The sequence below is a fragment of the Halopseudomonas pelagia CL-AP6 genome (genome assembly GCF_000410875.1).
In the GTDB taxonomy this organism is placed as follows: domain Bacteria; phylum Pseudomonadota; class Gammaproteobacteria; order Pseudomonadales; family Pseudomonadaceae; genus Halopseudomonas; species Halopseudomonas pelagia.
In genome coordinates, this window is record NZ_AROI01000045.1 from 1 (window position 1) to 26,523 (window position 26,523).

28 protein-coding genes and 2 pseudogenes are annotated in these 26,523 nt (G+C 57.3%); 21 read left to right on the forward strand and 9 right to left on the reverse strand.

The window, feature by feature from the left end; all coding sequences use genetic code 11:
* The 5 genes from K787_RS0120515 to K787_RS0120535 all read right to left on the reverse strand — a co-directional run.
* Positions 1-268 (reverse strand): DUF1269 domain-containing protein (locus tag K787_RS0120515; RefSeq protein ID WP_022964669.1); only part of this gene is annotated, 268 nt, incomplete at its 3' end.
* Positions 269-390: 122 nt separating this feature from the next.
* Positions 391-933 carry an acyloxyacyl hydrolase gene (locus K787_RS0120520; RefSeq protein ID WP_022964670.1) on the reverse strand — a complete coding sequence of 181 codons (543 nt, stop codon included), beginning with the start codon at positions 931-933 and terminating at the stop codon, positions 391-393.
* Entirely contained in the window at positions 933-2,375 is a 1,443-nt protein-coding gene (gene adeC, locus K787_RS0120525) for an AdeC/AdeK/OprM family multidrug efflux complex outer membrane factor (RefSeq protein WP_022964671.1), read from the reverse strand. The genes K787_RS0120520 and adeC overlap by 1 nt, the downstream gene beginning before the upstream one ends.
* On the reverse strand, positions 2,372-5,539 hold the full coding sequence (locus K787_RS0120530) for an efflux RND transporter permease subunit (RefSeq protein ID WP_022964672.1): 3,168 nt from the start codon (positions 5,537-5,539) through the stop codon (positions 2,372-2,374). The genes adeC and K787_RS0120530 overlap by 4 nt, the downstream gene beginning before the upstream one ends.
* Positions 5,540-5,549: 10 nt before the next feature.
* The gene (locus K787_RS0120535) at positions 5,550-6,710 is read right to left on the reverse strand and encodes an efflux RND transporter periplasmic adaptor subunit (RefSeq protein ID WP_052185425.1); all 1,161 of its coding nucleotides are present in this window, start codon (positions 6,708-6,710) and stop codon (positions 5,550-5,552) included.
* 214 nt (positions 6,711-6,924) lie between these two features.
* Here K787_RS0120535 and K787_RS24010 point away from each other — a divergent pair, with 214 nt between their 5' ends.
* Both K787_RS24010 and K787_RS24465 read left to right on the forward strand, forming a co-directional pair.
* The gene (locus tag K787_RS24010) at positions 6,925-7,725 is read left to right on the forward strand and encodes an IclR family transcriptional regulator (protein ID WP_022964674.1); all 801 of its coding nucleotides are present in this window, start codon (positions 6,925-6,927) and stop codon (positions 7,723-7,725) included.
* A complete protein-coding gene (locus K787_RS24465; RefSeq protein ID WP_022964675.1) occupies positions 7,718-8,350 on the forward strand; it encodes a TetR family transcriptional regulator in 633 nt (210 codons plus the stop codon). Before K787_RS24010 ends, K787_RS24465 begins: the two co-directional genes overlap by 8 nt.
* 60 nt (positions 8,351-8,410) lie before the next feature.
* Here K787_RS24465 and K787_RS25650 read toward each other — a convergent pair.
* Positions 8,411-9,287: pseudogene (locus K787_RS25650) on the reverse strand (LysR family transcriptional regulator); the annotation flags it as partial.
* A gap of 4 nt (positions 9,288-9,291) precedes the next feature.
* Between K787_RS25650 and K787_RS24025 the strand changes: the two are divergent.
* The 10 genes and pseudogenes from K787_RS24025 to K787_RS0120605 all read left to right on the forward strand — a co-directional run bounded on the left by K787_RS24025 (position 9,292) and on the right by K787_RS0120605 (position 16,446).
* Positions 9,292-9,726 (forward strand): LysO family transporter, encoded by a 435-nt coding sequence (locus K787_RS24025; RefSeq protein WP_235801967.1) that lies wholly within the window; start codon positions 9,292-9,294, stop codon positions 9,724-9,726.
* 561 nt (positions 9,727-10,287) lie between these two features.
* Positions 10,288-10,680: a hypothetical protein gene (locus K787_RS0120560; RefSeq protein ID WP_022964677.1), complete on the forward strand. Its 393-nt coding sequence runs from the start codon at positions 10,288-10,290 to the stop codon at positions 10,678-10,680.
* Positions 10,681-10,840: 160 nt separating this feature from the next.
* Positions 10,841-11,557, forward strand: coding sequence for a DUF5983 family protein (locus K787_RS0120565; protein WP_022964678.1), 717 nt, complete (start codon positions 10,841-10,843; stop codon positions 11,555-11,557).
* Positions 11,558-11,841: 284 nt separating this feature from the next.
* Positions 11,842-12,645, forward strand: coding sequence for a hypothetical protein (locus tag K787_RS0120575; RefSeq protein ID WP_022964680.1), 804 nt, complete (start codon positions 11,842-11,844; stop codon positions 12,643-12,645).
* A 129-nt stretch (positions 12,646-12,774) separates the two neighbouring features.
* Positions 12,775-13,093: pseudogene (locus tag K787_RS24030) on the forward strand (DUF3085 domain-containing protein).
* A 223-nt stretch (positions 13,094-13,316) separates the two neighbouring features.
* Positions 13,317-13,478, forward strand: coding sequence for a uridylate kinase (locus tag K787_RS25995; protein ID WP_442345785.1), 162 nt, complete (start codon positions 13,317-13,319; stop codon positions 13,476-13,478).
* A gap of 340 nt (positions 13,479-13,818) precedes the next feature.
* Positions 13,819-14,619: a DUF3577 domain-containing protein gene (locus K787_RS24040; RefSeq protein WP_022964681.1), complete on the forward strand. Its 801-nt coding sequence runs from the start codon at positions 13,819-13,821 to the stop codon at positions 14,617-14,619.
* Positions 14,620-14,774: 155 nt separating this feature from the next.
* Positions 14,775-15,602 carry a DUF932 domain-containing protein gene (locus tag K787_RS0120595; protein ID WP_022964682.1) on the forward strand — a complete coding sequence of 276 codons (828 nt, stop codon included), beginning with the start codon at positions 14,775-14,777 and terminating at the stop codon, positions 15,600-15,602.
* Positions 15,603-15,681: 79 nt separating this feature from the next.
* Complete coding sequence (locus tag K787_RS0120600) at positions 15,682-16,011, forward strand: hypothetical protein (RefSeq protein WP_022964683.1); 330 nt, start codon at positions 15,682-15,684, stop codon at positions 16,009-16,011.
* A 102-nt stretch (positions 16,012-16,113) separates the two neighbouring features.
* The gene (locus K787_RS0120605; protein ID WP_022964684.1) at positions 16,114-16,446 is read left to right on the forward strand and encodes a hypothetical protein; all 333 of its coding nucleotides are present in this window, start codon (positions 16,114-16,116) and stop codon (positions 16,444-16,446) included.
* A gap of 444 nt (positions 16,447-16,890) precedes the next feature.
* On the opposite strand, the gene K787_RS0120610 is transcribed toward K787_RS0120605, so the two are convergent.
* Both K787_RS0120610 and K787_RS0120615 read right to left on the reverse strand, forming a co-directional pair.
* On the reverse strand, positions 16,891-17,310 hold the full coding sequence (locus K787_RS0120610; RefSeq protein WP_201765135.1) for a GNAT family N-acetyltransferase: 420 nt from the start codon (positions 17,308-17,310) through the stop codon (positions 16,891-16,893).
* A gap of 77 nt (positions 17,311-17,387) precedes the next feature.
* Positions 17,388-17,675 carry a type II toxin-antitoxin system TacA family antitoxin gene (locus K787_RS0120615; RefSeq protein ID WP_022964686.1) on the reverse strand — a complete coding sequence of 96 codons (288 nt, stop codon included), beginning with the start codon at positions 17,673-17,675 and terminating at the stop codon, positions 17,388-17,390.
* A gap of 228 nt (positions 17,676-17,903) precedes the next feature.
* Between K787_RS0120615 and pilL2 the strand changes: the two genes are divergently transcribed.
* The 7 genes from pilL2 (at position 17,904) to K787_RS0120650 (ending at position 24,002) form a co-directional block, all read left to right on the forward strand.
* A complete protein-coding gene (pilL2, locus tag K787_RS24045) occupies positions 17,904-18,407 on the forward strand; it encodes a PFGI-1 class ICE element type IV pilus protein PilL2 (protein WP_022964687.1) in 504 nt (167 codons plus the stop codon).
* Positions 18,404-19,126, forward strand: coding sequence for a TIGR03759 family integrating conjugative element protein (locus K787_RS0120625; RefSeq protein WP_022964688.1), 723 nt, complete (start codon positions 18,404-18,406; stop codon positions 19,124-19,126). The genes pilL2 and K787_RS0120625 overlap by 4 nt, the downstream gene beginning before the upstream one ends.
* Entirely contained in the window at positions 19,108-19,692 is a 585-nt protein-coding gene (locus K787_RS0120630; protein ID WP_022964689.1) for a transglycosylase SLT domain-containing protein, read from the forward strand. The genes K787_RS0120625 and K787_RS0120630 overlap by 19 nt, the downstream gene beginning before the upstream one ends.
* Positions 19,689-20,240, forward strand: coding sequence for an integrating conjugative element protein (locus K787_RS0120635; protein WP_022964690.1), 552 nt, complete (start codon positions 19,689-19,691; stop codon positions 20,238-20,240). The genes K787_RS0120630 and K787_RS0120635 overlap by 4 nt, the downstream gene beginning before the upstream one ends.
* 4 nt (positions 20,241-20,244) lie before the next feature.
* Positions 20,245-22,407, forward strand: a complete 2,163-nt coding sequence (gene traD, locus K787_RS0120640; RefSeq protein ID WP_022964691.1) for a type IV conjugative transfer system coupling protein TraD — start codon at positions 20,245-20,247, stop codon at positions 22,405-22,407.
* Positions 22,404-23,153 (forward strand): TIGR03747 family integrating conjugative element membrane protein, encoded by a 750-nt coding sequence (locus K787_RS0120645; RefSeq protein ID WP_022964692.1) that lies wholly within the window; start codon positions 22,404-22,406, stop codon positions 23,151-23,153. Before traD ends, K787_RS0120645 begins: the two co-directional genes overlap by 4 nt.
* 120 nt (positions 23,154-23,273) lie before the next feature.
* Entirely contained in the window at positions 23,274-24,002 is a 729-nt protein-coding gene (locus K787_RS0120650) for a hypothetical protein (RefSeq protein ID WP_022964693.1), read from the forward strand.
* Positions 24,003-24,084: 82 nt separating this feature from the next.
* On the opposite strand, the gene K787_RS0120655 is transcribed toward K787_RS0120650, so the two are convergent.
* On the reverse strand, positions 24,085-25,617 hold the full coding sequence (locus K787_RS0120655) for a Fic family protein (protein WP_022964694.1): 1,533 nt from the start codon (positions 25,615-25,617) through the stop codon (positions 24,085-24,087).
* A 308-nt stretch (positions 25,618-25,925) separates the two neighbouring features.
* Here K787_RS0120655 and K787_RS0120660 point away from each other — a divergent pair, with 308 nt between their 5' ends.
* Both K787_RS0120660 and K787_RS0120665 read left to right on the forward strand, forming a co-directional pair.
* Positions 25,926-26,291, forward strand: coding sequence for an integrative conjugative element protein, RAQPRD family (locus K787_RS0120660; RefSeq protein WP_022964695.1), 366 nt, complete (start codon positions 25,926-25,928; stop codon positions 26,289-26,291).
* Positions 26,288-26,521, forward strand: a complete 234-nt coding sequence (locus K787_RS0120665) for a TIGR03758 family integrating conjugative element protein (protein WP_022964696.1) — start codon at positions 26,288-26,290, stop codon at positions 26,519-26,521. The genes K787_RS0120660 and K787_RS0120665 overlap by 4 nt, the downstream gene beginning before the upstream one ends.
* Positions 26,522-26,523: the final 2 nt, after the last annotated feature.

Genomic DNA, 26,523 nt, shown 5'->3' on the forward strand with positions numbered 1-26,523 from the left:
CCCCGCCGATGGCGAAACCGGCCAATGGGTTAAGGAATAGCAGACCGACCAGGGTGCCGAATAGACTACCTGAAGCTAAGCCTGAGGAGGCCCCCATCGCCTTCAAGTTGATGCTCTGCTTGAGGTTGACCTTGCCATTCTCATCACGTACCACCACTACTGCATCTTCCAGGTCAATCAGGTATTCCTGTTTCAGGCTGACCAGTTTTTGCAGTACTTGATCTGCGGTGTCGGGTTTTTCAAAGCCAACTACTACTAAATCTGCCATAACGATCTCGCTTCTTCATAAGTTGATTTTTCTTAAATGCCCAGGCTGTCAATGCAGCCTGGCTCGGGCTATGTCATCAGGTATCGCCCATCATTAATGCAGGGTTTCCCGTTCATGTTTGCTCAAAATGCCTGGCTGTAGAACAGCGCATAGCTTTCGATGCCGTCGTTTGGCTGTTTTATTCCGGCGTTGGAGTAGTGGATGGCGCGCACGCCGAGGCGGCTGCCACTCGGCAGCACTACGCCAGCGCCCAGGCGATCCTCGAAGTGGAAGGCCGAGCCCATGTCACGCTCGCCCACATCGGTCGAGGAGAACAGGGATACACCGATACCGAACTCGACAAAGGGACGCACACGGTTGCCATTGAACTGGTAAACCAGCACTGGGCTGAACGACAGGGAGTGCGCGCCCGAGGCCTCGCTGCCCTCCCAGTAGGTGTAAGCGGTGTCCCAGTAGCCAGTAAGGTAGCCCCGGTCGCTTTGCCACCATTGCTTATCCCAGTCGTGGGACAGGCCGGCGCGCCAGGTCATTTCACCCTGGCTGGTAACACCGACGGAGGCGGAAATGTGATTGTCGCTGTCATCGGCATGTACCGGAGCCACGACCAGGGCAGTACTCGCCAGTGCTGCCAGGGTCAGGGCGGTCAGTTTATTGTGCTTGCTCATCAGGTCTCCTTGTTGGTTGTCTGTGGTGCCGGGGCCTCCGCGGACTGCCAGCCGCCGCCCAGGGCGCGATACAGGGCCACTTCGTTGGTCAGCTGCTGCAGACGGTAGGCGAGTTGCTGTTGCTGTGAGGCGAACAGCTCCCGCTGGGCATCGAGCACCACGAGGTAGTTGTCGACGCCCTCGTCATAACGTTGCTGGGCCAGCTCGTAATACTCGCTGGTGGTCACCACCAGATCGTTCTGCGCCTGCAGCTGTTCATCAAAGGTGCCTCGTGCGGCCAGTCCGTCACTCACTTCACGGAAGGCGGTCTGAATGCTCTGTTCATACTGGGCAACATTGATATCCCGCTGGATCTCGCTGTACTCCAGATTGGCCCTGAGCCGGCCCGCAGTGAAGATGGGAATATTGATCTGCGGAATAAAGCTCCAGGTGCCGGAGCCGCCGTCGAACAGGCCATCCAGGTCAGCGCTGGCGGTACCGGCGGAGGCGGTCAGGCTGATGCTGGGAAAGAACGCAGCGCGGGCTGCGCCGATATCGGCGTTGGCGGCGCGCAGCTGATGTTCAGCGGCGCGGATGTCCGGCCGTTGCTGCATTACATCCGCCGGCAGGCCTGCGGGCAGGTCGGCCAGCAACGGCGCATCCAGCTCGGTGCCGAGCAGCAACTCCGACGGGATGCGGGTGCCCATCAGCAACTGCAGGGCGTTGTGGTCTTCGGCCAGTTGGCGCGTATACAGCGCCAGTTGTACCCGGGCCTGTTCCACCAGACTGCGGGCCTGACGTACATCCAGTGCCGAGGCAATGCCACCGGCATGGCTGGCTTCGACCATCTCCAGGCTCTCGCGGTAGCTGTCCAGCGTGGCCTGGGTCAGCTCCAGCAGGGCGTGGTCGGTATTCCACGCCAGCCAGGCATTGGCCACGTCGCTGACCAGCGCAATCTGCACGCTGCGTTGGGCCTCTTCGGTAGCCAGATAACGTTCCAGAGCGGCGCCTTGAAGGCTGCGTATCCGCCCGAAGAAGTCCAGTTCCCAGGCACTGGTGCCGAGGCCGACGCCGTACTGGCTGTTGATGCCGGACTCGCCAGTGGGAGACAGGTCACTGGGTAGCCGTTGCCGGTTGCCGCTGCCATCCACGCCGATGCTGGGCAGCAGTTCGGAGCGCTGGATGCGATACAGTGCCCGGTAGGCCTCGACATTCAACGCGGCCTGGCGCAGGTCGCGGTTGTTTTCCAGCGCCAGGTCGATCAGTTGCTGCAACTGCGGGTTCTGGAAGAACGCTCGCCGATCCAGCGGCAGCGCACCAGCTGCGGTGGGCTCCGCTCCGGCATAGGCTGCGCCTTGCGGCCAGGCATCGGCTACCGGCGAGGCCGGTTGCTGGTACTCAGGGATCAGACTGCAGCCGGACAAACCGAGGGCGACAGCCAGAGTCAGATAGCGGATTTTCATGCGTTGTCTCCTGCTGCGCGCTCTTCTTCTGCGTTGGCATCTTCCACAGCAGCTTTGCCTTTCTTGCCTTCAAACAACTTGACCACCAGCACGAAGAACAGCGGTACGAAGAACACCACCAGCACCGTGGCGGTGATCATCCCGCCGACCACGCCAGTGGCGATCGAATGCTGACTGCCCTGGCCGGCACCGGAGGCCAATGCCATGGGCAATACCCCGCAAGTGAAGGCCAGTGAGGTCATCAGGATCGGACGCAGGCGCAGCCGAGAGGCTTCGATCGCGGCCTGAATCAAGCTGCGGCCCTGGTTTTCATACAAGTCCTTGGCGAACTCGACAATCAGGATGGCGTTCTTTGCGGTCAGGCCGATGGTGGTCATCAGGCCGATCTGGAAGTACACATCGGAGGTCAGGTCACGCATCAATGTGGCCGATACCGCGCCAATGATGCCCAGCGGCACGACCAGAATCACCGCGACCGGGACCGACCAGCTTTCATACAGCGCGGCCAGACACAGGAACACGATCAGCACGGTCAGCGCGTAGAGCATAGGTGCCTGGCCGCCGGTCTGGATTTCCTCATAGGACAGGCCGGTATAGGCAAGGCCGATACTCGGTGGCAGTTCCTGCATGATCCGCTCGATGGCCAGCATGGCATCGCCGGTGCTGTAGCCAGGTGCCGGTTGGCCGAGGATTTCCACCGAGGAAATGCCGTTGTAGCGTTCCATCTTCGGCGAGCCGTAGGTCCACTGGCCGGTGGCGAAGGAAGCAAACGGGATCATCTCGCCTTGTTGGTTACGCACGTACCATTTGTCGAAGTCCTCGGGGGCCAGGCGCGAGTCCATATTGCCTTGCAGATAGACCCGTTTTACCCGGCCCTGGTCGTTGAAGTCGTTGACGTACATCGACCCCCAGGCGGCGGACATGGTTTCGTTGATTGCGGCGATGCTCAGTGAGTGAGCGCGGGCCTTCTCGCGGTCGATATTGACGCGGAACTGCGGCTCGTCATCCTTGCCGTTGGGGCGTACTGCCATCAGCACCGGGTCCTGGTTGGCCAGCATCAGGAATTGATCCCGGGCGGCCATCAGTTGGTTGTGCCCCAGGCCACTGTTGTCCTGCAAAAAGAAGTTGAAGCCCATGGCGTTACCCATTTCCAGGATCGCCGGTGGTGGGAAGACCAATACCTGACCGTCCTTGATCTGGGCGAATCGTTCCTGGGTACGTTGGGTGAGGCTGAAGACGTCCTGACCGGGTTCGCTGCGTTCTGACCAATCCTTGAGCATAATGAAGCCGGCCCCGGAGTTCTGACCACGTCCGGCGAAGTTGAAGCCATTGACGGTCATTGCTGAATTGACGATATCAGCCTCTTCCTCCAGCAGATAGTCGCGCACTTCGGTCAACACTGCTTCGGTACGTTCGGCAGAGGTGTTGGCCGGCATGCGTACTTCCACCATCAGCAGGCTCTGGTCCTCGTCAGGCAGGAAGGCACCGGGTATCTGGGTGTATAGCCAGCCGGTGCCGCCGACGATCAGCAGAAACACCAGTAGGTAGCGACCGCGCCGATGCAGCATGCCGCCGACACCGCGCTCGAAGCGCTGGGTGCCCCGATCGAAGATACGGTTGAACCAGCCAAAGAAGCCTTTCTTCTCCTGATGCGCGCCGGGCTTGGGTGCTTTGAGGAAGGTGGCGCACAACGCTGGGGTGAAGATCAGCGCCGTCAGCACCGACAGACTCATGGCGATCACGATGGTGGCGGCAAACTGGCGATAGATGATGCCGGCGGAACCGCCAAAGAACGCCATCGGAATGAACACCGCCGACAGCACCATGCCGATACCGACCAGCGCCCCCTTGATCTGGTGCATGGATTTGCGCGTCGCTTCCAGCGGCGATAGCCCTTCCTCATGCATCAGGCGTTCAACGTTTTCCACCACCACGATGGCGTCATCCACTAGCAAACCGATGGCCAGTACCATGGCGTACATGGTCAGCACGTTGATATTCAGGCCGAACAGCGGCAGCAGGGCGAAGGTGCCGAGCAAGACCACCGGCACGGCCAGGGTCGGAATCAATGTGGCGCGGAAACTCTGCAGGAACAGGTACATCACCAGGAACACCAGCACGATGGCCTCGATGATGGTATGTACCACCGAGCTGATCGATGCCTCCACTACGGGTGTGGTGTCGTAGGGGTAGACGATCTTCACGCCATCGGGCAGAAAGGCTTCCTGCTGGTCCAGCACGGTGCGGACGTTGTCGACCGTTTCCAGCAGGTTGCCGCCGGGCGCCAGGCGTACGGCGAGGCCGGCCGTGGGCAGACCATTGTAGCTGGCAGAGATGGAGTAGTTATCAGAGCCCAGACCGACCTCGGCTACATCCTTGACGCGGACCTGGGAGCCATCCTGGTTGACCTTGATGAGAATCTCGCGGAACTCGTCAGCCGTGCTCAGGCGGGTACTGCCGATCACCGTGGCATTGAGCTGTACGTTGGAATGCGCGGGCAGGCCCCCGAGCTGGCCAGAAGAAACCTGCACGTTCTGTTCACGGATGGCCTGGGCCACATCGCCTGGCGTCAATTGATAACTGTTGAGCTTGGTCGGGTCCAGCCAGATGCGCATGGCATTCTGCGAGCCGAGCAGCATGAAGTCACCGACGCCTTCGATACGCGAGATCGGGTCCTGCAAGTTCGAGGCGATGTAGTTGCCCAGGTCGAAGTTATCCATGCGCCCGCTCTCATCAATCAGACTGATGATCTGCATGAAGTTGACCTGATACTTGACCACCCGGATGCCCTGACGCTGAACCTCCTCGGGTAGTTTAGGAGTGGCCAGTTGCAGCTTGTTCTGCACCTGCACCTGGGCAATGTCCGAGTCGGTGCCCTGTTCGAAGGTCACGATGATCTCGGCGCTGCCGTCGGAGTTGCTGCTGGAGGACATATAGCGGAAGCCATCCAGACCACTGAGCTGCTGCTCAATGACCTGCACCACGGTGTCCTGCACGGTTTCCGCTGAGGCGCCGGGGTAGGTGACGCTGATACTTACCGCCGGAGCGGCGATATTGGGGTACTGGCTGATCGGCAAGGTTTTCAACGACAGGGCACCGGCGATCATCAATACGATGGCCAAGACCCAGGCGAAGATCGGCCGGTCAATGAAAAAATGGGGCATGGGTTCTTCCTCAGTTGGCTTCGGCGATGACCGGCAGGCCAAACTCGGCAACCAGATTGACATTGCCGGCCGCAACCGGAGCGACTTCGACACCATTGCGCACCAACTGCAGGCCCTCGGTGATCACCCGCTCGCCATCACTGATGCCGTCGCCGATCAACCAGGCATTACCGACGGTGCGCAGGGTTTCCAGCTCACGCTGCTCGACAGTATTGTCGGGCTTGACCACCCAGGCGTTGGCCACACCGCGGGTATCGCGGAATACCGCCTGTTGCGGCACCAGAATGGCATTTTCCCGTATCCCTTCTTGTAGCTGGGCGCGCACGAACATGCCTGGCAACAGCTTGCGATCCGGGTTGGGAAACTCGGCACGCAATGTCACTGAACCGGTGCCCGGGTCCACCATGACCTCGGAGAATTTCAGCACACCGGGCAGGGGGTAGACGCTGCCGTCATCCAGTCTCAGGCTGACACTGGCCTGGTTTTCACCGCTGGATTGCAGGCGCCCGGACTCCAGTGCGCGCTGCAGTTCCAACAGGCTGGTGATGGGCTGACTGACGTCGACATGGATGGGGTCCAGCTGGGTCACGGTCGCCAGTTCCTGGGCCTGGCCGTTGGTTACCAGAGCACCTTCAGTGACCGCCGAGCGGCCGACCTGGCCGGAGATCGGTGACAACACCTTGGTGTATTGCACATCAATACGTGCCACTTCCACGGCAGTACGGGCCTGTTGCCAGCCGGCCATGGCGTCATCGTATTGCTGTTGGCTGACCGCATTGGTGCTGAGCAGGCGCTTGTAGCGCTGGGCCAGATTCTTTGCGGTCTTCAGGTCGGCTTCGGCACGTGCCAACTGCGCTTCATAGGTACGTGGATCAATCTGATACAGCTGTTGCCCCTTTTCCACCTCGGTGCCTTCGGTAAACAACCGCTCCTGCAGGATGCCGGTGACCTGTGGGCGGACTTCGGCGACGCGGTAGGCGCTGGTACGTCCGGGCAGGTCGGTGGTCAGTGTCAGTGCCTTGGCCTCAACGGTATATACCCCGACTTCCGGGGCGCGCTGGGCCTGTGACTGTCCGTCTGTCGGCTGGCCGCAGCCAGCCAGAAACAGCGTCAGCGCTGCCAAAGGGGATACCTTTGCAACGCACAATAATCGTGAGTACTTCACCGGCATTTCTCCATTCGATATAGGCGGTATGTGTTATAATTCGGTACAGTGTATCGGTATATGCTTTTTTGTGTAAGGCTTTTTTGCAAATCGATGTGTCTGCAAGCGGATTTGGTCGTAGCCAAAACACCAGAGCTCCGGTATATCAAGGGGAGCAGCGCGGTGTGCCAATCCAGACATGGTGGTTGGGTAAAATCGCCGCATTTATGGAGAAACAAAATTGAGTCAACAACATGAAGCGGACCACACCAGGAAGGGAGGTATCCAGGTTATTGCCCGGGCGGCGCAGATCATGCGTGCCCTGGGCCAGGCCCCGCAGGGCCTGAGCCTGGCAGCTATCGCCCAGCAAGTGGATCTGCCGCGGTCCACGGTGCAGCGCATCATCAATGCGCTGGCGGAGGAAAGGCTGGTGGAACATGCTGGTCCGGGAGGGGGGGTGCGGCTTGGGCCGGCCCTGGGGCAACTGATCCATCAGACCCAGACGGACATCATTTCCCTGACCCGCTCCTATCTGCAGTGCCTGTCCGAGCAGTTACAGGAGTCGGTGTGCCTGAGTTCATTGTCCGGCGACAAGGTCTACATCATCGATCGTATTGTTGCCGAGCGGGAGTTGCGGGTGGTATTCCCCATCGGCATCGATGCGCCGGCCTATGCCACGTCCGCCGGCAAGGTGCTGCTCGCCGAAATGCCCGAAGCCAGTGTCCGCAGTCTGCTATCCGGGCCATTGCCGGCGTTGACCGCAAAAACGCTCAATCTGTCCCAGTTGCTCGAGCAACTGAAGCGTGTTCATATTGATAAGGTGAGCAGTGATATGGACGAGTGTGTCGACGGGGTCGGTTCCTGTGCGGTTGCACTGGATACCTACCTGGGGTTGTTTGCCTTGGCGGTGGTGGCACCGACTGCGCGGATTCAACCCAAGACTGAGGTCATTCGTGAGGCGTTGCTGAATTGTAAGCAGGAAATTGAGCGCGCTATCGGCCTCGTGCTGGTAAATAACTCGAGTAACAATAAGCATGGCTAGGAGAAGCAGTGAAGACGCAGCGCGCACGCGGCTGGAGATCATCAGTGCCGCAGCCAAGGTCTTCTGCCGTGAAGGTATCACTGGTGCCACGCTGGAGGAGATAGCACTGGAAGCCGGAATCACCCGAGGTGCGATTTACTGGCACTTCAAGGGCAAGCAGGGTCTGCTGCAAGCCCTGCTGAATGAGCATCCACTACCTTTAGAACGACCCATGCCGCCGGGAATCAGTTTTGCACCCGGCTGGGAGCGGCTGGGGCAGGCATTGGAAGAAACCATGAGCGACGATATAGCGCGCCGTCTATCCAGGATCATGTTGCATAAAAGTGAGCGGGTAGCCGGTGATGACCCTGTGGAATCGCGTTTGCAACGGATCCGCAGCAGCTTTATTGAGCAGCTACGTACACTGCTGATCAACGCCATGGCCAACGATGAGCTGGCTGACAGTCTCGATATCGATCTCATCGGTGATGTATTCCAGAGCTGCATTTCCGGATTGCTGTTTGACGTTCTGCGAGAGGGCGAATCGAACCAACAGAAGATACCCGCCATGCTCGATACATTGCGCCACTTGCTGTTTAACCCGCCGGCACATTGGCTGCGTCCGGAGGCGAATGGATGCACTTGATTGTAAGCAAACAGATGTTTCTGGTCCGACAATTACTCCCTCCGCTCGGTTTGCTTTTCTTTACCTGACCGCTTCGGGTGACTCATAAGGTGGAAGCTGGAGCGCTGACTCAACGGGCTTGGCCGGTTTCTTCAGTGTAGGTTCTTGGCTTAGGCGCTCGGCCATGAAGTTAATGAATGCGCTGAGCTTCGGAAGTAGATGTCGGGTCGGCGGGTAAAGCACCCAGGCTTCACCGCAGTAGCTGGTGTCGAGGTAGTATCTGCACGACCTGCCCCTGTTGTAATGCATGCCTGGCGGTGAAGTATGGAAGGCTGCCAATGCCAAGGTGATGCAGAACAGCATCCAATCCGGCACCAGTGTGGTTGATCGCATAGCGACTAGGCACGTTGACGCTCACGTTCTTGCTGCCCTGATGAAACTTCCAGCGTGAATCTCCTGGTACTTCGCCCAAATGAATGCAGTTGTGCGCCTTCAAATCGTGCGGGTGCTCTGGCGTGCCATTCTTCGCCAGATACTCGGGAGTCGCGCACACCATGTGATCAATGTTGATTAGCCGCCGCCCCATTAAACCTGGGGACGGACGGTCTGTGATGCGAATCACCAAATCCACCTGATCGTCGATCAAATCCACGTAACGGTCGTTCAGTTGCAGTTGGACATCGACTTTGGGATAGCAGGCCAGGAATTCCGCAATATGTGGGTGGATGACAAATCTGCCGACAGCCTTGGGGACGCTCACGCGCACGCGACCCTGTGGCTCGGGACTGAACCGCGCAGATACCATCATGACAGCCTGCGCGGCGCTCACCATGTCGACGCATCGTTCATAGACCTCATGGCCGCTCTCACTCAATCGTAGCTTTCGGGTTGTTCGTTGCAACAGCCGCGTGCCCAACGCTTTCTCCAACCGTGCCACAGATCGACTGGTGGCCGAGGGGGGGGTGCACCTGGATGCACGATGGTTCTCTCGTTCGACTCTGGCAGTTCCTGCGTTCGTTGTTGTCGGCTCGCTGCTTGGCGCGATGGTTGCTTCATGGATAACGGGCGAAAGCCTTAAAACGTCCTTTGCCCTTTCCAGCGGCTTTGGATGGTTCACGCTTTCCAGCGTGCTTATTGGCGACACCCTGGGACAAACCTACGGCACGATGGCCCTGATGACGGATTTGTTCCGAGAGTTGCTGGCCATCGTGCTCCTCTACGCCATTGGGCGACATGACCCCCAGGTCAGCATAGGCAGTGCAGGTGCGACGGCACTGGATTCCACATTGCCGATCATTAAGCAGGCGTGCTCACCTGATGCGGTTCCGATGGCGTTAGTGAGTGGCTTTCTTCTGACCATTTTGGCACCGGTTTTCATTACCTTCTTTCTTACTTGAATTTGAAGCGGCGAACGCGAACGACTTCAGAGTATGCACGACAACTGGACGCTGGTGCCGTACCGTGGCAAGACTGCGGCCGACACGCCGCGCTACAAGGTGATCGGTAATTCTATGGCGGTGCCGTGCTTGGCTGGGTCATCGCCTGGCACAGTGCATTCACAAGGCAGAGTCACCCGCTTTGGATTGATGCACAGAGCGGAAAACTCCAATCGATTAGCCTCTGAGCCGAATCCATTTCACCATTTCGCCTCCGCCATGCCGGGGGATTTTTTATGCGCGCGATAAATCCGGTTCAACCGGATGCTCATTTCCAACTGACGCCGCCTGGGGCCTGGGCAAAGCTGCCGGTATGTGTTGCTGACGTTGTCAGCGCCATGCCAGCAGCAGGGGTCTTTCGGCTGCGCAGGGACTCATCCCTCTGAGACTCACCAGTCCGCCACGCATCAGTCTGCGGATGAACGCCGACCAGGCGTCGATGCAGCTTTCTTCAACACTGGCGGGATTTGCCATCCCCACAGGGGCTGGCCCGTCTCGCAACCCATCATCAAGGAGCATGTCATGAACAAGGTTCTCTCCTCAGAAACCGTTGATCTGTTAGTGCGCGAAGAGCAGCATTTTGCCTGTGCTTCGGACGCATTCTTCCAGGCCTGGAAGCGTGGTGCCGAGATTGCCGGAGCGCAGTGGTTCGGCGACGGCACTCGCGAAGGCTTGAACCGCGCTGCTGATATCTGGGATCTGCGTCCCGGGATGCACGAACTCAATGACGCGCTCGGCGTTATGAGCAGCGGCCAACGCATGTTTCTTGCCGCAATGGTCAGCTTCTACAACGCAGGTGAAGGTACTGCGATGCTACGTCGCTGTGGCTTTGAAGGGTTGGCCGACCTTGGCTGCCTGGATCTGCAGCGGCGTCAGGTTATTTCCGATCTCGTGCTGAACTACACCGGTTGGTAAGTCCGTACAGGGGCATTGCGCTACATTCATATTTCGCCCCAAAGTGCTCCACCCAGGAGTCTTGCATTCCTTCATTTATATCATTGCCACTTTTTTCATCCGCTGGAGCTAACCTCCAGCAGGGGGTTGGCTTTTGCCCATCCCTTGTAGGAAAAATCTCATGTCTCAACTCAACAACCCTTTTATCCGCAGGTATCAGAATCTGCGTGTCGTTCGTCAGTTGCTCATCACCCACGAAGATGATTGCCCACCCGTCTGGCGGTCAGTGCATCCTACCCAAGCACACCTGTCCGAAGATCAGGTTAATCAGTTTCCTTGTGTGTTTGACGACTACTTCGCCCTCATTACGGAAGGCCAGAAGGTACCGCATACTCTGGAAGACCAATGCAAGTCCGAGGGCATCGTGCGCTCTGTGGTCTACGCCATTAGCGGCCAGGAATTTGATGGCACGCCTGTGCATGTAGGAGACTTTTACTCTGAGGGTGCTGCACGCCGGGTGGTGAACCGACTGAGTTTCGAGACCGGTTTTTTCAGCCGGGCCTGGAAAATCAGCACAGGTCACATTATCGAGGAGTCGATGCGGTACTTGTGCGAATGGGTGGATATTGACACGCCACCCGGACTTCTGTTCGTTGCATTCCGAGTGCCGTACAGCCCGGTCGTCGGCGTCAAGCTGATCGCCACACCCTGGACAGACGAGAACCTGCAGCAGGTAGAAGGCATCACTGCCGATCAACTGCAGCAGGAACATCTGTCCAAAGGTATACCGGGAGATTTGGCACATATTCTTCAATTAGCAGCCAATGCCGATGTGCGTATCCTGATGTTCGATGCGGACGCGCCAGTGCTGGATGGATTGCCGGTTTACGCAACGTAGACTTGCTCATTCGCCCCTATCAAGGGGTTTCTTTTGGTTTGCGGTGACCAGAACGGATAAGTGCCACATCTGTTTCATGGCAGACGACATCGCGTCACGGCGACATCCTCGAAGCATGTTCGCTGGCGTAGCCGGCAGCATCCCAGGCAGTCAAGGCCATCAAGACTGCGGCGTACCCCAGGTTCGCTGGCTGACCTCCTATCCGGACGTTCAACGTCCATTCTACCTCAAGGGATCTTTCATCCCTGTGGGGGGTGAAGGGTTCCGTTTTCTCGGAGTTCATCATGGATCATCAAGCCATTCGTCAACAAATGCCCACCCTGGTTGCCGGTCATGTACCGAGTAACGCACGGTCCTTCCAGTTCAACATCTACGACGGGAGACCGCTAGAGACCACTCTGGGCTTTCACCTCGACCCTCAGCCTTTTGAGGGTAAAGTCATTGCCATCACCGATGACGCCATCGTAATCAAAACCTGCCGTACGAGGTTTGCGGTATTGGATCGTACGCTCGTAAATGAAGTTCCTCTGGAGGGTGCTAGGGTCGAAGTGTCGCCGTATGCACGCCGGCGCTTCGACGGTCTGCGTGCCGATACACCTGAAGATGTCATCGAACACAGGGCCGACGGCACTCAATACACCCTACAGCGCGTGATCCTTGGCGCTGCACCGGCCAAACTGCCGGTTGTTCAACCGCGATGTCTGGAGTTGCAGCAGCTCATCGAGCAATTGGAGGAAATGCCAGCCCCTGATGGGCATCGGCGGATTACTCATATGCTGGTCGATGCACAGGCACGAGACGTCACCCTTGTTGATCCCAAACCCAGTGACATTATTCGGACGCCGCCATCAGTGAGTTTCACGGTTGAAACGGCCAAATTCACTGGCCGTATCAGCGTGATCTATATGCGCGGGGACGACACCTATTCCGTGGAGTGGCAACACAACGGTGAACGGGTAGAGCGCCGAGATGATGTTTATTTCGACATGCTTGGGGAAACCCTGGCTGAGCTGATCGATGACGGCTCATGGCGCTGCATCCAGATCCGCACGGTACACAAGACTGCTCGCGGCCAGAAAGTAGCCTGATCGCATTCCAGACGCTCAAGTAGCGAACATGTTCATACCCCACGACCCCATGGTCGGCGGCTCATCGCCGGCTGCGGGGGCACTTCCTTTCATAATGGAGAAAGCTCATGTCTTTACGTTTCAAAGGCTCTGACCGAGGCTGTTGCCAATCAATGCCGCATCACCCTGGTGAAAGATCATGGTGTGTACTGGTTGGCAGAGCAGGGCGGGTGCCTGCCCAGCGGTCGTCAGGCAGTGATGGCCTATGCCGTCGGCTGCAACCCCGATACCGATGCATTTGATGATTGGTGGGAGCTGGCTCGTGAAGAGCTGGGTGGCGATGATTTTGGTGAATACTTCGACCCTACCGAGAGTGTGTTTGCACACATCATGAATAAGTCTGGATGACCTGGAACTGTCAGCCACGTTGACACATCTGTCGTTGAAAGCGATTTCCCCTACGCCCTGATCAACCGGTTTGTTCTCCCAGCCCTTACCCCCTCCACGCCAGTCCGCCCCCGTCAGGGAGATGGGCTGGTTCACTTTCAAAAAAGGAGCAATGCATGTTCCAGAATCTCATTACTCCCGACCAGGACTTCAAGGATCAACTCGGGGCCTGTGTCAATGCCATGTGCTAGGATGATGCCACCGGCCAGACCCTGGTGTTCGAGCGCGACAGGGGCAAGCTACACATGCGCTACATCGTCACACATGACGCGATGCTTACCCTGATGGACACCGACATCGACCGCTATGAAATGCTGTTTTTCGACGGCGGGAACACCAGCGGCGACAGCTGGAAACACGTTTTCTTTCCAGGACAGCGCACACATTGTTTTGTCTACGAAGCCTGATCCTCAGCCCCTCAACCGAGGGGCTTTTTCATGCCAGCAGGAAAGGGAAAGGGGAGCGCCCGGATGCCGATTACTTGCTGCCTCACGCACAAACCCCGGCCATGATGACCTCATGCCCAGCTGACAGCCGTCAGCAGCATCCCAGGTAGCCACGATCTTCAAGGCTACGGCGCGGTTCCATCACGTTGATCACCCAGCTCGCACCGCATCCATCTGCGAGCGACCACCGGCCTGTTCGGTGGCGGATGCTTTAGCTTTTTCAACCCATCGCGGGGTTACGCACTTTCCCCGCAGCATGGGGCTGGTGTGTCTCCGCTTCTATTCCAAATGGAGATTCACCATGAAAACCTCGTCCAACGAGAAGTCCTATTTCGATATTCACACCTCGGGCATCGGCTACCTGCAACGTGTCCGGGAAGTTCCTGTACGAGGTGGCCGCCGTGCTGAGCCATTCCTTGCATGCACCATCGCTGCGCTCGTAGGCTCTGTCCAGAACCCTCAAAAGCGCTATTTTGACCTGAAGGTCTCCGGTGCCGAAGCCAAAAAAATCGTCGCCGGCTATGTTGGCGTTGATGATCAACACCAACGCCCATTGGTTCGCTTTCGTATTGGCGATCTGTGGGGCGATGCCTATATCCGTCCCAATGGCGAACGCAAAGGTGAAGCGGCAGCCTCACTCAAAGGTCGCCTACTGAAGGTCGAACTGATCGATCACGCTGAGCTTGCGCAGATCGAGCAGCATGAGCTGGTTACCCGGGGCATTGGCTATTTGAACCGGCCCAAAGAAGTAAAGCCCAACACCAGCGATGCGTTCCTGTCTTGCTCCATCGGTGCATTGGCGGGGCCAGTCGATGAACCCGAATATCGCTACTTCGACACTATCGTTGCGGCGACGGATGCTCAAGTTCTGGTGCGTCAATGCGTACAGGCAATCGAGGCTGAAAGCAAAGTATTGATCAGCTTCCGTCTCAACGACATGAAGATTGATCCGTACATCCGCAATAAGGGCGAGCGCGCCGGTGAACCTGCCGCAAGCCTTAAATCCACGCTGATCCACATCGGTCTGATCAAGGTTGATGGTCAGCAGGTCTTTCCTGATATTCCCCAGAACGCTGAGCCAGCAATGGCAGACTCGTTCTGACCCTACCCGCAAGACCTCGCCTCAGGGGCTTGTTCTTTCTCGCACTACAGCCCGCAACTACCGCGTGTGGTTGTGGGCAATTCGCACATTCACTCCTAGCAGTCGGCTTCTCGCGTAGGCGAGATGCACTGCGATTCTGATTCTGGAGAATCACCATGTCCCTCGCATCTCGCTTCTCATCCAGAGCACCGGTATTGCGTTCTGATCACCCTTTATCGAATGATCAAATCCGTGCCGTTGTCCCATCCATCTTTGCGGAATCTCCGCATGCAAGTCGCTCCGAGCGCTACAGCTACATCCCGACCGCCATCGTGCTGTCGGAACTTCGTAAGGAGGGTTTTGAGCCCTTTATGGTGTGCCAAACGCGGGTCCGCAATGAAGACCGTCGCGACCATACCAAACATCTCATACGCCTTCGCCATGCCAGCCAGATCAACGGTTCGGAGGCAAATGAAATTATTCTCCTCAACTCACATGATGGCTCCAGCAGCTATCAAATGCTTGCCGGCATGTTCCGCTTCGTTTGCCATAACGGTCTGGTTTGCGGCGATACCTTTGCCGATGTCCGCGTACCACACAAGGGCGATATCACAGACCAGGTCATCGAAGGTGCCTATGAGGTTCTCAAAGGTTTTGAGCAGGTGCATGCATCGCGCGAGGCCATGCGCGCAATCAAGCTGGAGGAGGGCGAGCAAGAACTCTTTGCCCGTTCTGCCTTGGCACTCAAATATGACAATCCGGGCAAGCCAGCACCTGTCACGGAAAGTCAGCTACTCATGCCCAGGCGCTATGAAGAGCGCAAGGCCGACCTCTGGTCGACCTTTAATCGGGTGCAGGAAAACTTCATCAAAGGTGGACTCTCTGGGCGCGCCGCCAACGGACGCCAGCAGCGTACTCGGGCAGTGCAGGGGATCGATCAGAATCTGAAGTTGAATCGGGCGCTCTGGATGCTTGCCGAAGGCATGCAGCAGTTGAAGGCATGAGCCACACCGAACTGGTTTATTTCTCACTACCTCAGCCGCGTTGAGTAAACGCGGTTGTTCTCATCACAAGGAGCTACTCATGGTCAGTACTGCAGCACATTCAAATAATGCCCGTTCGCTTGATGAACAAGCGTGGCGGGCTATCTGCGAGACAGCAGCCGCACAAGCAATTAAGGGTTGCGGTCTGTCTCATGGCTATTACGTGGATCTCTTCAGTTCAGGAGTTGATGCGCAAACTTGTAAATTGCCGGAATACCAGCGCGCACAAGCACTGCAAATAGCACAGGAGTGGGATTACGCGACGCCTGAAGAAAGGCAGGAAGCCCAGGACTGGAATGCTGAACACGGCTATTGCACGCACAGTATCGAACTGGGCTATTGCCCGGCCGGTTGCGGTTCGGACTACTAGGGTCTGGTATTCCACTTTATTGCCGTTTATACGGCTTTCACCACCCGCCGGGGCCACCCCGATGGGGGAGGTTCCCGGCTATTTCAATCCAGGAGCTTCACCATGAGTCGGCACTTCTTCGACACATTTCACGAGGGATTTCCCATCACCGTCCTGCTTGGCTGGGATCGGCCGGCGAGCTATTTCTTCCTGGTCATCGAGAAGCCAACCGAACTTGGCGAAAACACCATGACGTTCGATTTCTTGTACAGCAACCTTCAAGAGATCTATCCGTTCATCCATGACCTGAATTACTACAGGGAGGTCTTGCGCCATTTTAATATCGACGTGCCGGAGAGCATGTTCATTGAGGTGCAGCACGACTGCGTAAGAAATGTCGGTAACCGCATAGTCACGCATCAGGCAGACGGCTCGTTCACTGAACGGGTGTTCTGAACTCCCATGTTGATCGAACACTCGTGCTGGTTTGGTGATCCCACCATTCATTTCATCAAACTCAGTACGGGTCCATTACACATATTGATTTGCAATGGCCACCAGCCTTGAAAGGGCTGGCGGCTAACCACTTAGCCCAGATGCTTGAATATATTACTGACGGCTGATTCAGTAATGGCGGGGCTACGCTCTGCCAGCGCGGGAATATTTTTATTCTGGTTGCCTTGCAAGTATTCTTGAGTAACCGGCCCCTTCAGGTATCCATCAACACGATCAAGTGCAATGAAGAGAGCGGCTTGCTGCGCGGCTGGATCGTTTGATGCGGGCCAGTCCAGAAGTTTTTTATCTTCAGATGTCAGTACCTGATCAAGATCAACCCTGCGCCATTCTCGTTCGTCTGGGCCCGTAGCATGAGAGATGTCCGCAGAGAGACAAGCTATCGGTTCAGATGGCCTTGAGTGGAAGGAACAGTCGACGTCCCTCCGAGCTGAGCTGTGAAAAGCCGAATTGCTCATAAAAGCCTTGAGCTCTTTCGTCGATGGCATCAACTACCATGGCATAAATGGCGATTTCATCGCTCACTGCCAGGGTTCGTTTGATGGCATCGGCCAATAATATACTGCCCACCCCGTGCCCTTGGGCAATCCGATCTATCGCCAATCTGCCAAGCAATACGGCTGGGATCGGATGCCGAGGAAGTTTGCGGGCGACAGTGCTGGGCAACTGGCTGAGCTCAATCGATAGCGTTGATAGCGTGTAGTAACCCACCAGCACCTCAGGATGCTCTGCTGTAGTCGCCACAAATACCCGGCTGATGCGGCGCTTCACATCCTGGCTGGCCTGCTTTTGAATGTAATCATCCAATGAGGGCACTCCGCAACGGAACCTTGCCCTGTCGTGATGAGTGTCGAGAGGCTTTACAACCAGTTGTGAATAATCAGTCATTGGCTGGTGACGCGCTTGTCATGATCCTTGAAAGCGGCTAGCAGCTTTTTGTTGAAGAGAACCGGCTTGGCCAGCGCCTCGAAAAAAGCCTCTGAATGTTGTTCATTCAAGCTCACGACCTCGTGCTCATGAATAGTTTTTTCAGCATGGGCGAGCGCACTGGCCAGAATAAAATTACTCACGGTTTTGCCTTCGAGGCTTGCAGCATGTTCCAGCGCTTTTTTTGCACTGCATTTTAATCGCAGATTGATACGCTCCTGCTTGGTGTCTGTAGCTGCACTCATGATGGATACCCTTCGTATGATGGGATTAATAATACGAGGTAAATGTACGTCAAAATGGTGCCTTTATCAATTTTTCATATGCGCTCATCTTTCCAAGATCTATCAAACATGGATTGATAGCTGACCCTCGCTCCAGCAACAAATGGGCTCTACCCAGTTCGCATTCCTTGCTGACTCATGCTCGTCACTTCACCAACGTATCGGTTTATCAGAAATGAGAGCCGAGCCATGTCATCCTGCTTCCCCTACCGATATCTGGCTGTTAGCAGCCTGCTGATCACAGCCGTGCTGGCAAGCGGATGTGCGATAACCGCTGTACCGACAGAAACCTCCCACCCTGAAGACGCAGTCTCCGTACCCTGGCCTGCGGAGTCTGAGCTGATTCCCATTGCACGCTATGGCCGCTACACCCTGGTGGAGCTGGCACCAACCGCTGCGCAGCGCGACCTGCTGCTGCAGATCGTCGATATCACTCTGCCTGACGATACCAGTGCGTCGGTGGGCGACGGTTTGCGTCAGGTTCTCAAGGGCAGCGGCTATCGACTGTGTCAGACCACACCTACCAACACAGAGCTCTTTGCGCTGCCATTGCCGGCGGCGCACCGGCGCCTGGGGCCCATGACCTTGCGCGATGCGTTGCTGACGCTGGCCGGCACCGCCTGGGAGTTGCAGGCCTATGAAACAACACGGGTGATCTGTTTCAACCAGCCACGTCCCGGAGACCCGATATGAAGCGTGGGATATTGTGCGCTCTGTTGATACTCATGGCACTGCCTGCATGGGCGCAGCCGCCGACCAGGCAAGTCTCTGCCAACCAGCCATCGAAAACCAGCCAGATCCAGATTGAACAAAGCCGCGACCAGCGCCTGGCACAAGAGTGGGGACTGAATAACGAGGAGTGGGCTCGCTACCGTGAATTGATGGACGGCCCGCTGGGTGTCTATTCGCCCAACATTGATCCGCTTACAGCCCTGGGTATTGAAGCGCCCTCAGAGCAGGAACAACGTCGCTACGCAGAACTGCAAGTGCAAGCCGAAGCCCTGCGAGTCGAAAAATTGCTGGCGTACCAGCGCGCCTACGATGACGCCTGGCAGCGCCTGTACCCCGGGGTGCAGCGGGTAAGTCTGCCCGATGCCACGCCGGGCGGCATGTCGATTATGGGCAGTGGGCGCGCCGCCGTTTTCGTGAAGGGTGATTGCGCCCGTTGCGGTTTGCTCGTGCAGCGTTTGCAGACGGCAGGGACTGAGTTTGACCTGTACATGGTCGGCAGTGATGAGGATGATGCCCGCATCCGTGATCTTGCCAAACGCATGCAGGTCGATCCGGCCAGGGTACGCAGCGGTTCCATTACGCTCAATCATGACGGTGGCCGCTGGCTTTCACTCGGGCTGCCGGGTGACCTGCCTGCTGTCGTGCATAGGGTAAATGGGCAATGGCAGCGTCAACAGTGAACGCGATACTGCGGATGCTATTGCTGCTGGCTTCGGGCTGGGCGATCAACAGCCACGCTCAGGAAGTCCCGCCGCCGGCCTATCAGTTGGCAGCCCAGCAAGCGGGCATCCCATCGACGGTACTGTTTGCTGTGGCTTTGCAAGAAAGCGGTATCCATCGCGATGGCCGCATTATTCCCTGGCCCTGGTCACTGAATATCGCTGGCCAGTCGCGCCAATACGCCACGCAGTCACAGGCCTGCGCCGGGTTACATCAAGCGTTGCGTGATGTGCCGTCTAAACGCATCGATGCAGGACTCGCGCAGATCAATCTGGGTTACCAAAAACACCGCTATCGCCGGCCTTGCGATCTGCTGGACCCCTACACCAACCTGCAAGTCGCCGCCGCCATTTTGCGTGAGCAATATACACCTGGCGAAAACTGGCTGTTGGCGATGGGCCGCTATCACCGCCCGGCAGGCGGGGAGCCCGCAGCGCGATATCGACACAGTGTTTCCCGACATCTGAATCGTGTCCAAGGTTCGTCCGTTGTACCACGCACGACGCATCCGGAGACTTCGCCATGAAAGTGGTCATCCTGATCGTGAGCAGCCTGGTTTGTTGTATCACGGTTATCCCCCGATCAGCGCTGCAAGCAGCAGAACCTACAAATCCGCTGATTGTGGTGGAAGATCTCGGTGGCGCATCGGCCTTGCCGTATTACGAGGCGCTCAACCTGTTGCCGCGCACCGGTAGCATCCAGCACCCACCACTTCCCATCCCTGAAGCGCCGCCGACGATATCCAGCGAAGCCCAGATGCTGCCGGTGCGCAGTTCACAGCTGACCCCGGGCAAGGTCACTCGACGGGTTATTGAAGCACCGGGGCTACAACCGTTCTTTCTGGTTGGAGATGACGAGGCTTCTCATGCCTGGCTACGCCAACATGCAGCCAGCCTGCTTGAACGGCAAGCCAGTGGCCTGGTGGTCAACGTCGAGACGATGGCAGGATTGACGCAGCTGCGGGCGTTGGTGCCCGATCTGCAGCTCTGGCCTGTATCAGGGGACGACCTGGCCGACCGGCTGGGGCTTCGGCACTACCCGGTGCTGATCACCGCTACCGGCATCGAGCAATGATGTCATGGCACAGGCTCAACCGGTTGAGGTGCTGCTGCGTCCTGCGGTGGAGCTGTACACCGTGGCGGTGTGCATTGGCGCCGCGATTTTATGCCTGGTGGCGCCCTGGTCCCTCGCGCTAAACCCCAGTGTGGGTATGGGTGGTGCCGTGGCTTTTGCCGTCTTTGGCGCAATCCGGTTCCGGCAAGCCCAGGCGATCCTGCGCTATCGTCGTAATATTCGCCGCCTGCCGCGGTATGTAATGACCAGCCGCGCCGTACCGGTCAGTCAGCAGCGGCTGTTCATCGGCAAGGGTTTTCTGTGGGAACAGAAGCATACCCATCGGCTGACGCAAACCTACCGTCCTGATTTCCGCCGCTACGTGGAGCCCACAACGGCTTATCGGCTGGCGCGGCGTCTGGAAGAACGTCTTGAGTTCGCGCCGCTTCCCTTGTCTGCTTTGGTGAAGTTCACGGCATGGGATGTACCACTCAATCCAGTGCGCCCCTTACCACCGGTTGGTGGCTTGCCGCGGCTGCATGGCATTGAACCGCACGAGGTCGATGTCAGCCTGCCACTGGGTGAGCGGGTCGGCCATTCACTGGTACTGGGCACCACTCGGGTCGGCAAGACCCGGCTGGCGGAGCTGTTCATCACCCAGGATATCCGTCGCAGGAATGCATCTGGTGAGCATGAGGTGGTGATCGTCTTTGACCCCAAGGGCGATGCGGATCTGCTCAAACGCATGTACGTCGAGGCCAAACGCGCTGGACGAGAAGGCGAGTTTTATATCTTCCATCTGGGCTGGCCGGAAATCAGCGCCCGCTATAACGCCGTGGGCCGGTTTGGGCGTATTTCCGAAGTCGCCACACGCATTGCCGGTCAGCTTTCAGGAGAGGGCAACAGCGCCGCTTTTCGGGAGTTCGCCTGGCGTTTCGTCAACATTGTTGCTCGCGCCCTGATCGAGCTGGGGCAGCGCCCGGACTATATGCTGATCCAGCGTCATGTGGTCAATATCGATGCACTGTTCATCGAATACGCCCAGCACTATTTCGCCAGAACCGACCCAAAAGCCTGGGACGTTATTGTCCAGCTGGAAGGGCGACTCAACGACAGAAACATTCCGCGCAACATGATCGGGCGTGAGAAGCGGGTGGTCGCGCTGGAACAATACCTGAGCCAGGTGCGCAACTACGACCCGGTGCTGGATGGTCTGCGCAGTGCCGTCCGCTACGACAAGACCTATTTCGACAAGATCGTTGCGTCGCTGTTGCCGCTATTGGAAAAGCTCACCAGCGGCAAGATTGCTCAGTTACTTGCGCCCGATTATGCGGATCTGAACGACCCCAGGCCCATCTTCGACTGGATGCAGATCATCCGCAAGCGGGCGGTAGTTTATGTCGGACTGGATGCGCTGTCCGATACGGAAGTAGCCGCTGCGGTGGGCAACTCCATGTTCTCCGACATGGTGTCGGTCGCAGGCCATATCTATAAACACGGGATCGACGATGGCTTACCGGGCGCCTCTGCAGACTCCCGGGTGCCGATCAACGTCCACGCGGATGAGTTCAATGAACTCATGGGCGACGAATTCATACCGATGATCAACAAGGGCGGGGGAGCCGGCATCCAGGTCACCGCCTATACACAGACCCTGTCGGACATCGAAGCGCGCATCGGCAACCGTGCAAAAGCGGGGCAGGTGATCGGCAACTTCAATAACCTGTTTATGCTCAGGGTCAGAGAGACGGCCACCGCGGAGCTACTGACCAAGCAACTGCCCAAGGTCGAGGTCTACACCACCACAGTGGTCAGCGGTGCAACGGACAGTTCGGACATCCATGGCAGTACCGACTTTACCAGCAACACCCAGGATCGGATCAGTCTGTCCAGCGTGCCGATGATTGAACCCTCGCATGTGGTCCAGCTACCCAAAGGCCAATGTTTTGCGCTGATGCAGGGGGGGAATCTATGGAAGATCCGCATGCCGCTGCCAGCTGCTGACCCGGATGAAGTCATGCCGGCTGATCTGCGGCAGTTGGCAGACTATATGCGCCAGAGCTACACCGAATCGGGGCAATGGTGGCAGAACCTCGGTACGCCTTTACAGCAGCAGGACATGCTTCCGGAGGCATTGCTCGACGATGCTCTTATGCAGGATAGAGAGCACGGTGGGGTGCCGCCATGAGCGATGCGCCCGCGGCAGCACAAAAACAGCAAGCCCAAAGGCACAGTCTTGTTGTGCGGATCATCACCTTGCCGCTGCGGTTATTGGGTGTGCTGATCGGAGCCTTGTTGATGTCGATAGTGATCGAATGTGTGGGTATGCACCTGCTCTGGAAGGAGGAGGGCTGGCGGCACTCGCAATCGATGCTGCAGTATGAACTGGGCCATCTTTCGAGCCAGTTCACCCGTAGCGCGATTATCCAGGAGCCGGGGCGTACCGCACACCAGCTGGTCGACACCGGCTATCATTGGATCTTCGTCAAGACCGGCCTGGTTGATCAGATGGGCCGTCATGCGCAACGTGTCCGGGCACCGAGCCAGGGCGAGAAGCGGGACTTTCGATACGTCATCAGCCAGGCCTACGTGTGGATAGAAAACTACCTGATCGCGGCCGCCTTTACGACGCTGACCTTCATGGTACGGCTACTGATTCTGGTGTTGACCTTACCGTTGATCCTGATGGCCGCCTTTGTCGGTCTGGTTGATGGTCTGGTGCGCCGTGATGTCCGTAAATTCGGTGCGGGACGCGAGTCCGGCTTCATCTACCACCGGGCGAAAGCTTCGCTACTACCACTGGCGCTACTGCCTTGGGTAGCCTACCTGGCGATGCCAGTCTCGGTGCATCCACTGATAATTCTGCTGCCTAGCGCAGCGCTGCTTGGCTTGGCGGTAGCTGTGACTGCGAGCAGCTTCAAAAAGTACTTGTGAGTGAGACATATTGACTTATATATAAATTAATAGGACTTGAATGAGTCTTGTAGTAAAACTCATGGCACTGATAATGAACTATGCTATAACAGCGGTTTTATATAACCTACAGGGTTTGCAATGGCAGTAACTTACTACGGGCCGGGTGAGCATTCGGCTGGTTTTATTGGGTTTCATGTGACAACTGGATTCAATGGTGACGTTTATCAGCGTCACTTCAACACCTTGCCAGCACAGGAACAATCGGATGAGGATGTGTATTTCCTGTATCGCCGTCTGGAGGCTGAATTACAGGATTTAGAGTGGCAACGCCAGGGTCTGCAGAACCGGTATGAGCGTTTCGTTACTGAGAACCATGCCAATACCCTACCTGGGCGTGGAGTAGGTGTGCATGGGATTACCGCGGCGTTTACTCGGCAAGGCAGGAGTAGCTGGCGGGCTTGTTTCATGGTGGCCAGGTATCAGGTAACGGGCACTCCTCGTCAGCCAGCAAAAATATATACTTTTTCCATGCCTTACTCCGAGGCTTGGAATGCGGCAGTAACGTTCTGGGCAGAAGAGCATGGGATACGTTCTACTGATATGGAGCGGGTGCTCAAGAGTCCGCCAGACCCTGAGCAATTTAAACGGCTGCGCCGGCAAATGAATGATGAGGAAGGACGTGATGTTCCAGTGGAGGCGTTGTCATCTGTCTTTGCTGAGCAACGCAGCATGCTTGCTAAGCAGCGAGCAGTGCTGAAAGCGAAGAGAATGAAGCTACATGTCGGGGTGCCGTCTCCACTGAAGACAGACATTCAAGCAGAAATGGCGGCGTGGTTTGAAAGTGTCACTCGCACCGATCAGAAATAGCGAGATCCCTGCTTGAAATCCCGTTTGCTGTCCCTTACCAACCGTGAATTCTTGATCTTTGCTGCGCATCGCATGTTCCTGTTCAGGATGAGCTCGCCGTGCTTGCAACGAGCTGTCCGATGAACTGGCTGAAGGGAACTAGATCGCCGTCGACACTTGCCGCCTCCAGTGCCGCCATATAATCACTCCTGCCTTCTACGGGAACCACTGTCCACGGATACCCTCCCGCCGCCAGCATGGCGTTCATCATGAAACGCCCCATACGGCCATTGCCATCGAAATAGGGATGGATGTAGACAAAAACGAAATGCCCCAGCACCACGCGGACAGCCGGGTCACTTTCCTCCTGGAGGAGCCGGAAAAACGCAGGCATAAGTTCGCGAACGGCCTCATGTCGCGGCGGAACATGCTTCGAACGACGGATGTATACCGGGCCGTTGCGATAGCCTGCCAGGTCACCCGGTCGCAAAATGCCTGCCGTGACGCTGGGAGCAAACAGTTCTCGGTACCAGCTACCCTGGTCCTGCTGCACGACTATGCCTGGGTTCTTGCCATCGAGGATAGATCCGAGACTTTGCTTGACGCGCTGGAATGCCAGCCAATAGCCACGCGCGGCAAGCGCATCGCGATGATTCCGGTCTGCAGCATGATTGTCAGGATTCCAGGATCCGGAGCGCACACGCTCAATCAGTTCAGTACTGACCCGGTACCCTTCGATGGACAATGAATGATAGGCATCGGTGACATAGACGTCATCGACTCGTTCCAGATAGGTATCCTTGTCAACCGGGGCCTGAGACGGACGAGGAAAGTGATCAATGACCTGTTCTCGCATACGTTGCCAAGTCATACCGAGTCGGTTCACGTAGGGTGTTGGTTCATGGAGTCGGATGGAAACCTGCTGCGCATCCGTGAACGGGTTGGTCTCGTTGATGACATACCCAGCCGCACGCATAGTGCCGACGATGTCGTTGGCGATCTGTTCACTGCCAATGCTGCGGAAGGCTGCGGCCAGCCGTCCGGCGATGCTGCTGTGGCCGCCGTCGAGCAGACGCCCGAGTACATCCGAGGCATCACGGACCATAGCCAGTGCCGTACGTAGCGTTATCGGATTCGTCTGGAAGGCAGCAGGGCCAACGGTGACCAGGGCGCTCGCCAGGCCATAGAGACGAATGCCGTCCCGTACCTCCAGATCGGAGGCTGAGGGCACATCCATGCGGATATCGAAAATCGAGGTCTGGTGTGGAAGCTGCAAGGGTTTATTTCCTCCCCTGGGCGAGCGAACCATGAGCTGCCGCGGCACCGTCCAGTCTCCGGTGAGCAGATTCAAGGACTGCTCAGGACTCAAACACCATTCAGCCCCGAATCGTTCGGTCAAGTAGCTGCTGCTGAACGCCCAGAAGGAAGCGTACCAAGCCGTGCTTTCACCCTGCGTCTCATCCGGGCGTGCCGGGATGTACCAGCCCTTCATCACTTCGACGAGAAAGCCGCTGTTCAGCAAGCGCTCTCTGTGGGTGCGGCTGAGCTGGCCGCTACGGATGGCCACGAGCCCCTCATCCTGTAGTTGCTTGAGGACTGATAGCGAGGTGGCAAGCTTGTCTGAAGGTGTGGCCATAGCGTTATCCAACTAGGTTATTGTGTTGCGCAATCATTAGGTTATTAAGCTTATCTATTGCTAGACAATCGAGCAACACAATAATTAGGTTATTGTGTCTTGTGGCGTTTTATCAAACGGGTAAGTTTAGCCAAGCATGCAGTCCCCACCAGGTGATCGTGCGCCCATTTTCTCTATTTCCCGCCTCCTCTGTGATATCTGAACGCTCCCTCCATCAATCCGGTCATCTCCAATTCCCGTTGTTTACAGCTTGAACACGCCAACCTTGCCACGATCACGCCATTGCTGATCTGAAAGGGAAGGGTGTGATGGTGCTTATATCTCGGCGAGGCGTTGCGATCCGCAGCGGTACTGCGTTGTTCATGACCACCTTGATCGCTGGCGCGCCGCTGCTGGCTCGTGGCGAGACACCAACACACCGCAGTGAACTGGCCGCAGCGGTTCGCCAACTCAACGCACTGGAACGCTTCGTTGCACAGAGCGCCGCCGCGTCGCAGGCTGCACCCGGCGAGCGCTACCACTTCGATTACCCACGCCTTCTCGCTGACCTGGAACGTGTACGCAGCGGTATCCAGGGCTACCTCACTCCTGCCCGTGCCCAACCACGCGATCCCGTTGAGCTGCTGGGCGAATACCTTGCTGACAACACACCGTCAGTGGAGCCCCAGCCATGACCGCCGCGCAGCTGAGCGCCTTTCAGGCCAACAGCGGCATGCCGCCTGCCGTGATGGCGGCCGTACTGGTCGGCGCCGTATTCACGGTGCTGTTGCTATGGGGCGTCTGGGCTATCCGCACTGCCTATGTGGGCTGGTCGGAAAACCGTGTCAATCAACGTCAGTTCCTCGGTGTCGTCGTGCGCTTTCTGGCGATGTACCTGGTGCTGACTTTTTTCCTCCTGTCATAACC

Bases quoted from the DNA above. Each gene is read 5' to 3' on its own strand.
- K787_RS0120665 (WP_022964696.1), top strand. From the start codon at position 26,288: ATGACCGCCGCGCAGCTGAGCGCCTTTCAGGCCAACAGCGGCATGCCG.
- traD (WP_022964691.1), top strand. From the start codon at position 20,245: ATGGCACAGGCTCAACCGGTTGAGGTGCTGCTGCGTCCTGCGGTGGAG.
- K787_RS0120600 (WP_022964683.1), top strand. From the start codon at position 15,682: ATGGTCAGTACTGCAGCACATTCAAATAATGCCCGTTCGCTTGATGAA.
- K787_RS0120615 (WP_022964686.1), bottom strand. From the start codon at position 17,675: ATGAGTGCAGCTACAGACACCAAGCAGGAGCGTATCAATCTGCGATTA.
- K787_RS0120655 (WP_022964694.1), bottom strand. From the start codon at position 25,617: ATGGCCACACCTTCAGACAAGCTTGCCACCTCGCTATCAGTCCTCAAG.
- K787_RS0120520 (WP_022964670.1), bottom strand. From the start codon at position 933: ATGAGCAAGCACAATAAACTGACCGCCCTGACCCTGGCAGCACTGGCG.
- K787_RS0120560 (WP_022964677.1), top strand. From the start codon at position 10,288: ATGAACAAGGTTCTCTCCTCAGAAACCGTTGATCTGTTAGTGCGCGAA.
- K787_RS0120630 (WP_022964689.1), top strand. From the start codon at position 19,108: ATGGCAGCGTCAACAGTGAACGCGATACTGCGGATGCTATTGCTGCTG.
- K787_RS0120625 (WP_022964688.1), top strand. From the start codon at position 18,404: ATGAAGCGTGGGATATTGTGCGCTCTGTTGATACTCATGGCACTGCCT.
- K787_RS0120565 (WP_022964678.1), top strand. From the start codon at position 10,841: ATGTCTCAACTCAACAACCCTTTTATCCGCAGGTATCAGAATCTGCGT.
- K787_RS0120595 (WP_022964682.1), top strand. From the start codon at position 14,775: ATGTCCCTCGCATCTCGCTTCTCATCCAGAGCACCGGTATTGCGTTCT.
- K787_RS24465 (WP_022964675.1), top strand. From the start codon at position 7,718: ATGGCTAGGAGAAGCAGTGAAGACGCAGCGCGCACGCGGCTGGAGATC.
- K787_RS0120660 (WP_022964695.1), top strand. From the start codon at position 25,926: ATGGTGCTTATATCTCGGCGAGGCGTTGCGATCCGCAGCGGTACTGCG.
- pilL2 (WP_022964687.1), top strand. From the start codon at position 17,904: ATGTCATCCTGCTTCCCCTACCGATATCTGGCTGTTAGCAGCCTGCTG.
- K787_RS0120605 (WP_022964684.1), top strand. From the start codon at position 16,114: ATGAGTCGGCACTTCTTCGACACATTTCACGAGGGATTTCCCATCACC.
- K787_RS25995 (WP_442345785.1), top strand. From the start codon at position 13,317: ATGCGCTACATCGTCACACATGACGCGATGCTTACCCTGATGGACACC.
- K787_RS0120645 (WP_022964692.1), top strand. From the start codon at position 22,404: ATGAGCGATGCGCCCGCGGCAGCACAAAAACAGCAAGCCCAAAGGCAC.
- K787_RS0120635 (WP_022964690.1), top strand. From the start codon at position 19,689: ATGAAAGTGGTCATCCTGATCGTGAGCAGCCTGGTTTGTTGTATCACG.
- K787_RS0120650 (WP_022964693.1), top strand. From the start codon at position 23,274: ATGGCAGTAACTTACTACGGGCCGGGTGAGCATTCGGCTGGTTTTATT.
- K787_RS0120535 (WP_052185425.1), bottom strand. From the start codon at position 6,710: ATGCCGGTGAAGTACTCACGATTATTGTGCGTTGCAAAGGTATCCCCT.
- K787_RS24040 (WP_022964681.1), top strand. From the start codon at position 13,819: ATGAAAACCTCGTCCAACGAGAAGTCCTATTTCGATATTCACACCTCG.
- K787_RS0120530 (WP_022964672.1), bottom strand. From the start codon at position 5,539: ATGCCCCATTTTTTCATTGACCGGCCGATCTTCGCCTGGGTCTTGGCC.
- adeC (WP_022964671.1), bottom strand. From the start codon at position 2,375: ATGAAAATCCGCTATCTGACTCTGGCTGTCGCCCTCGGTTTGTCCGGC.
- K787_RS0120575 (WP_022964680.1), top strand. From the start codon at position 11,842: ATGGATCATCAAGCCATTCGTCAACAAATGCCCACCCTGGTTGCCGGT.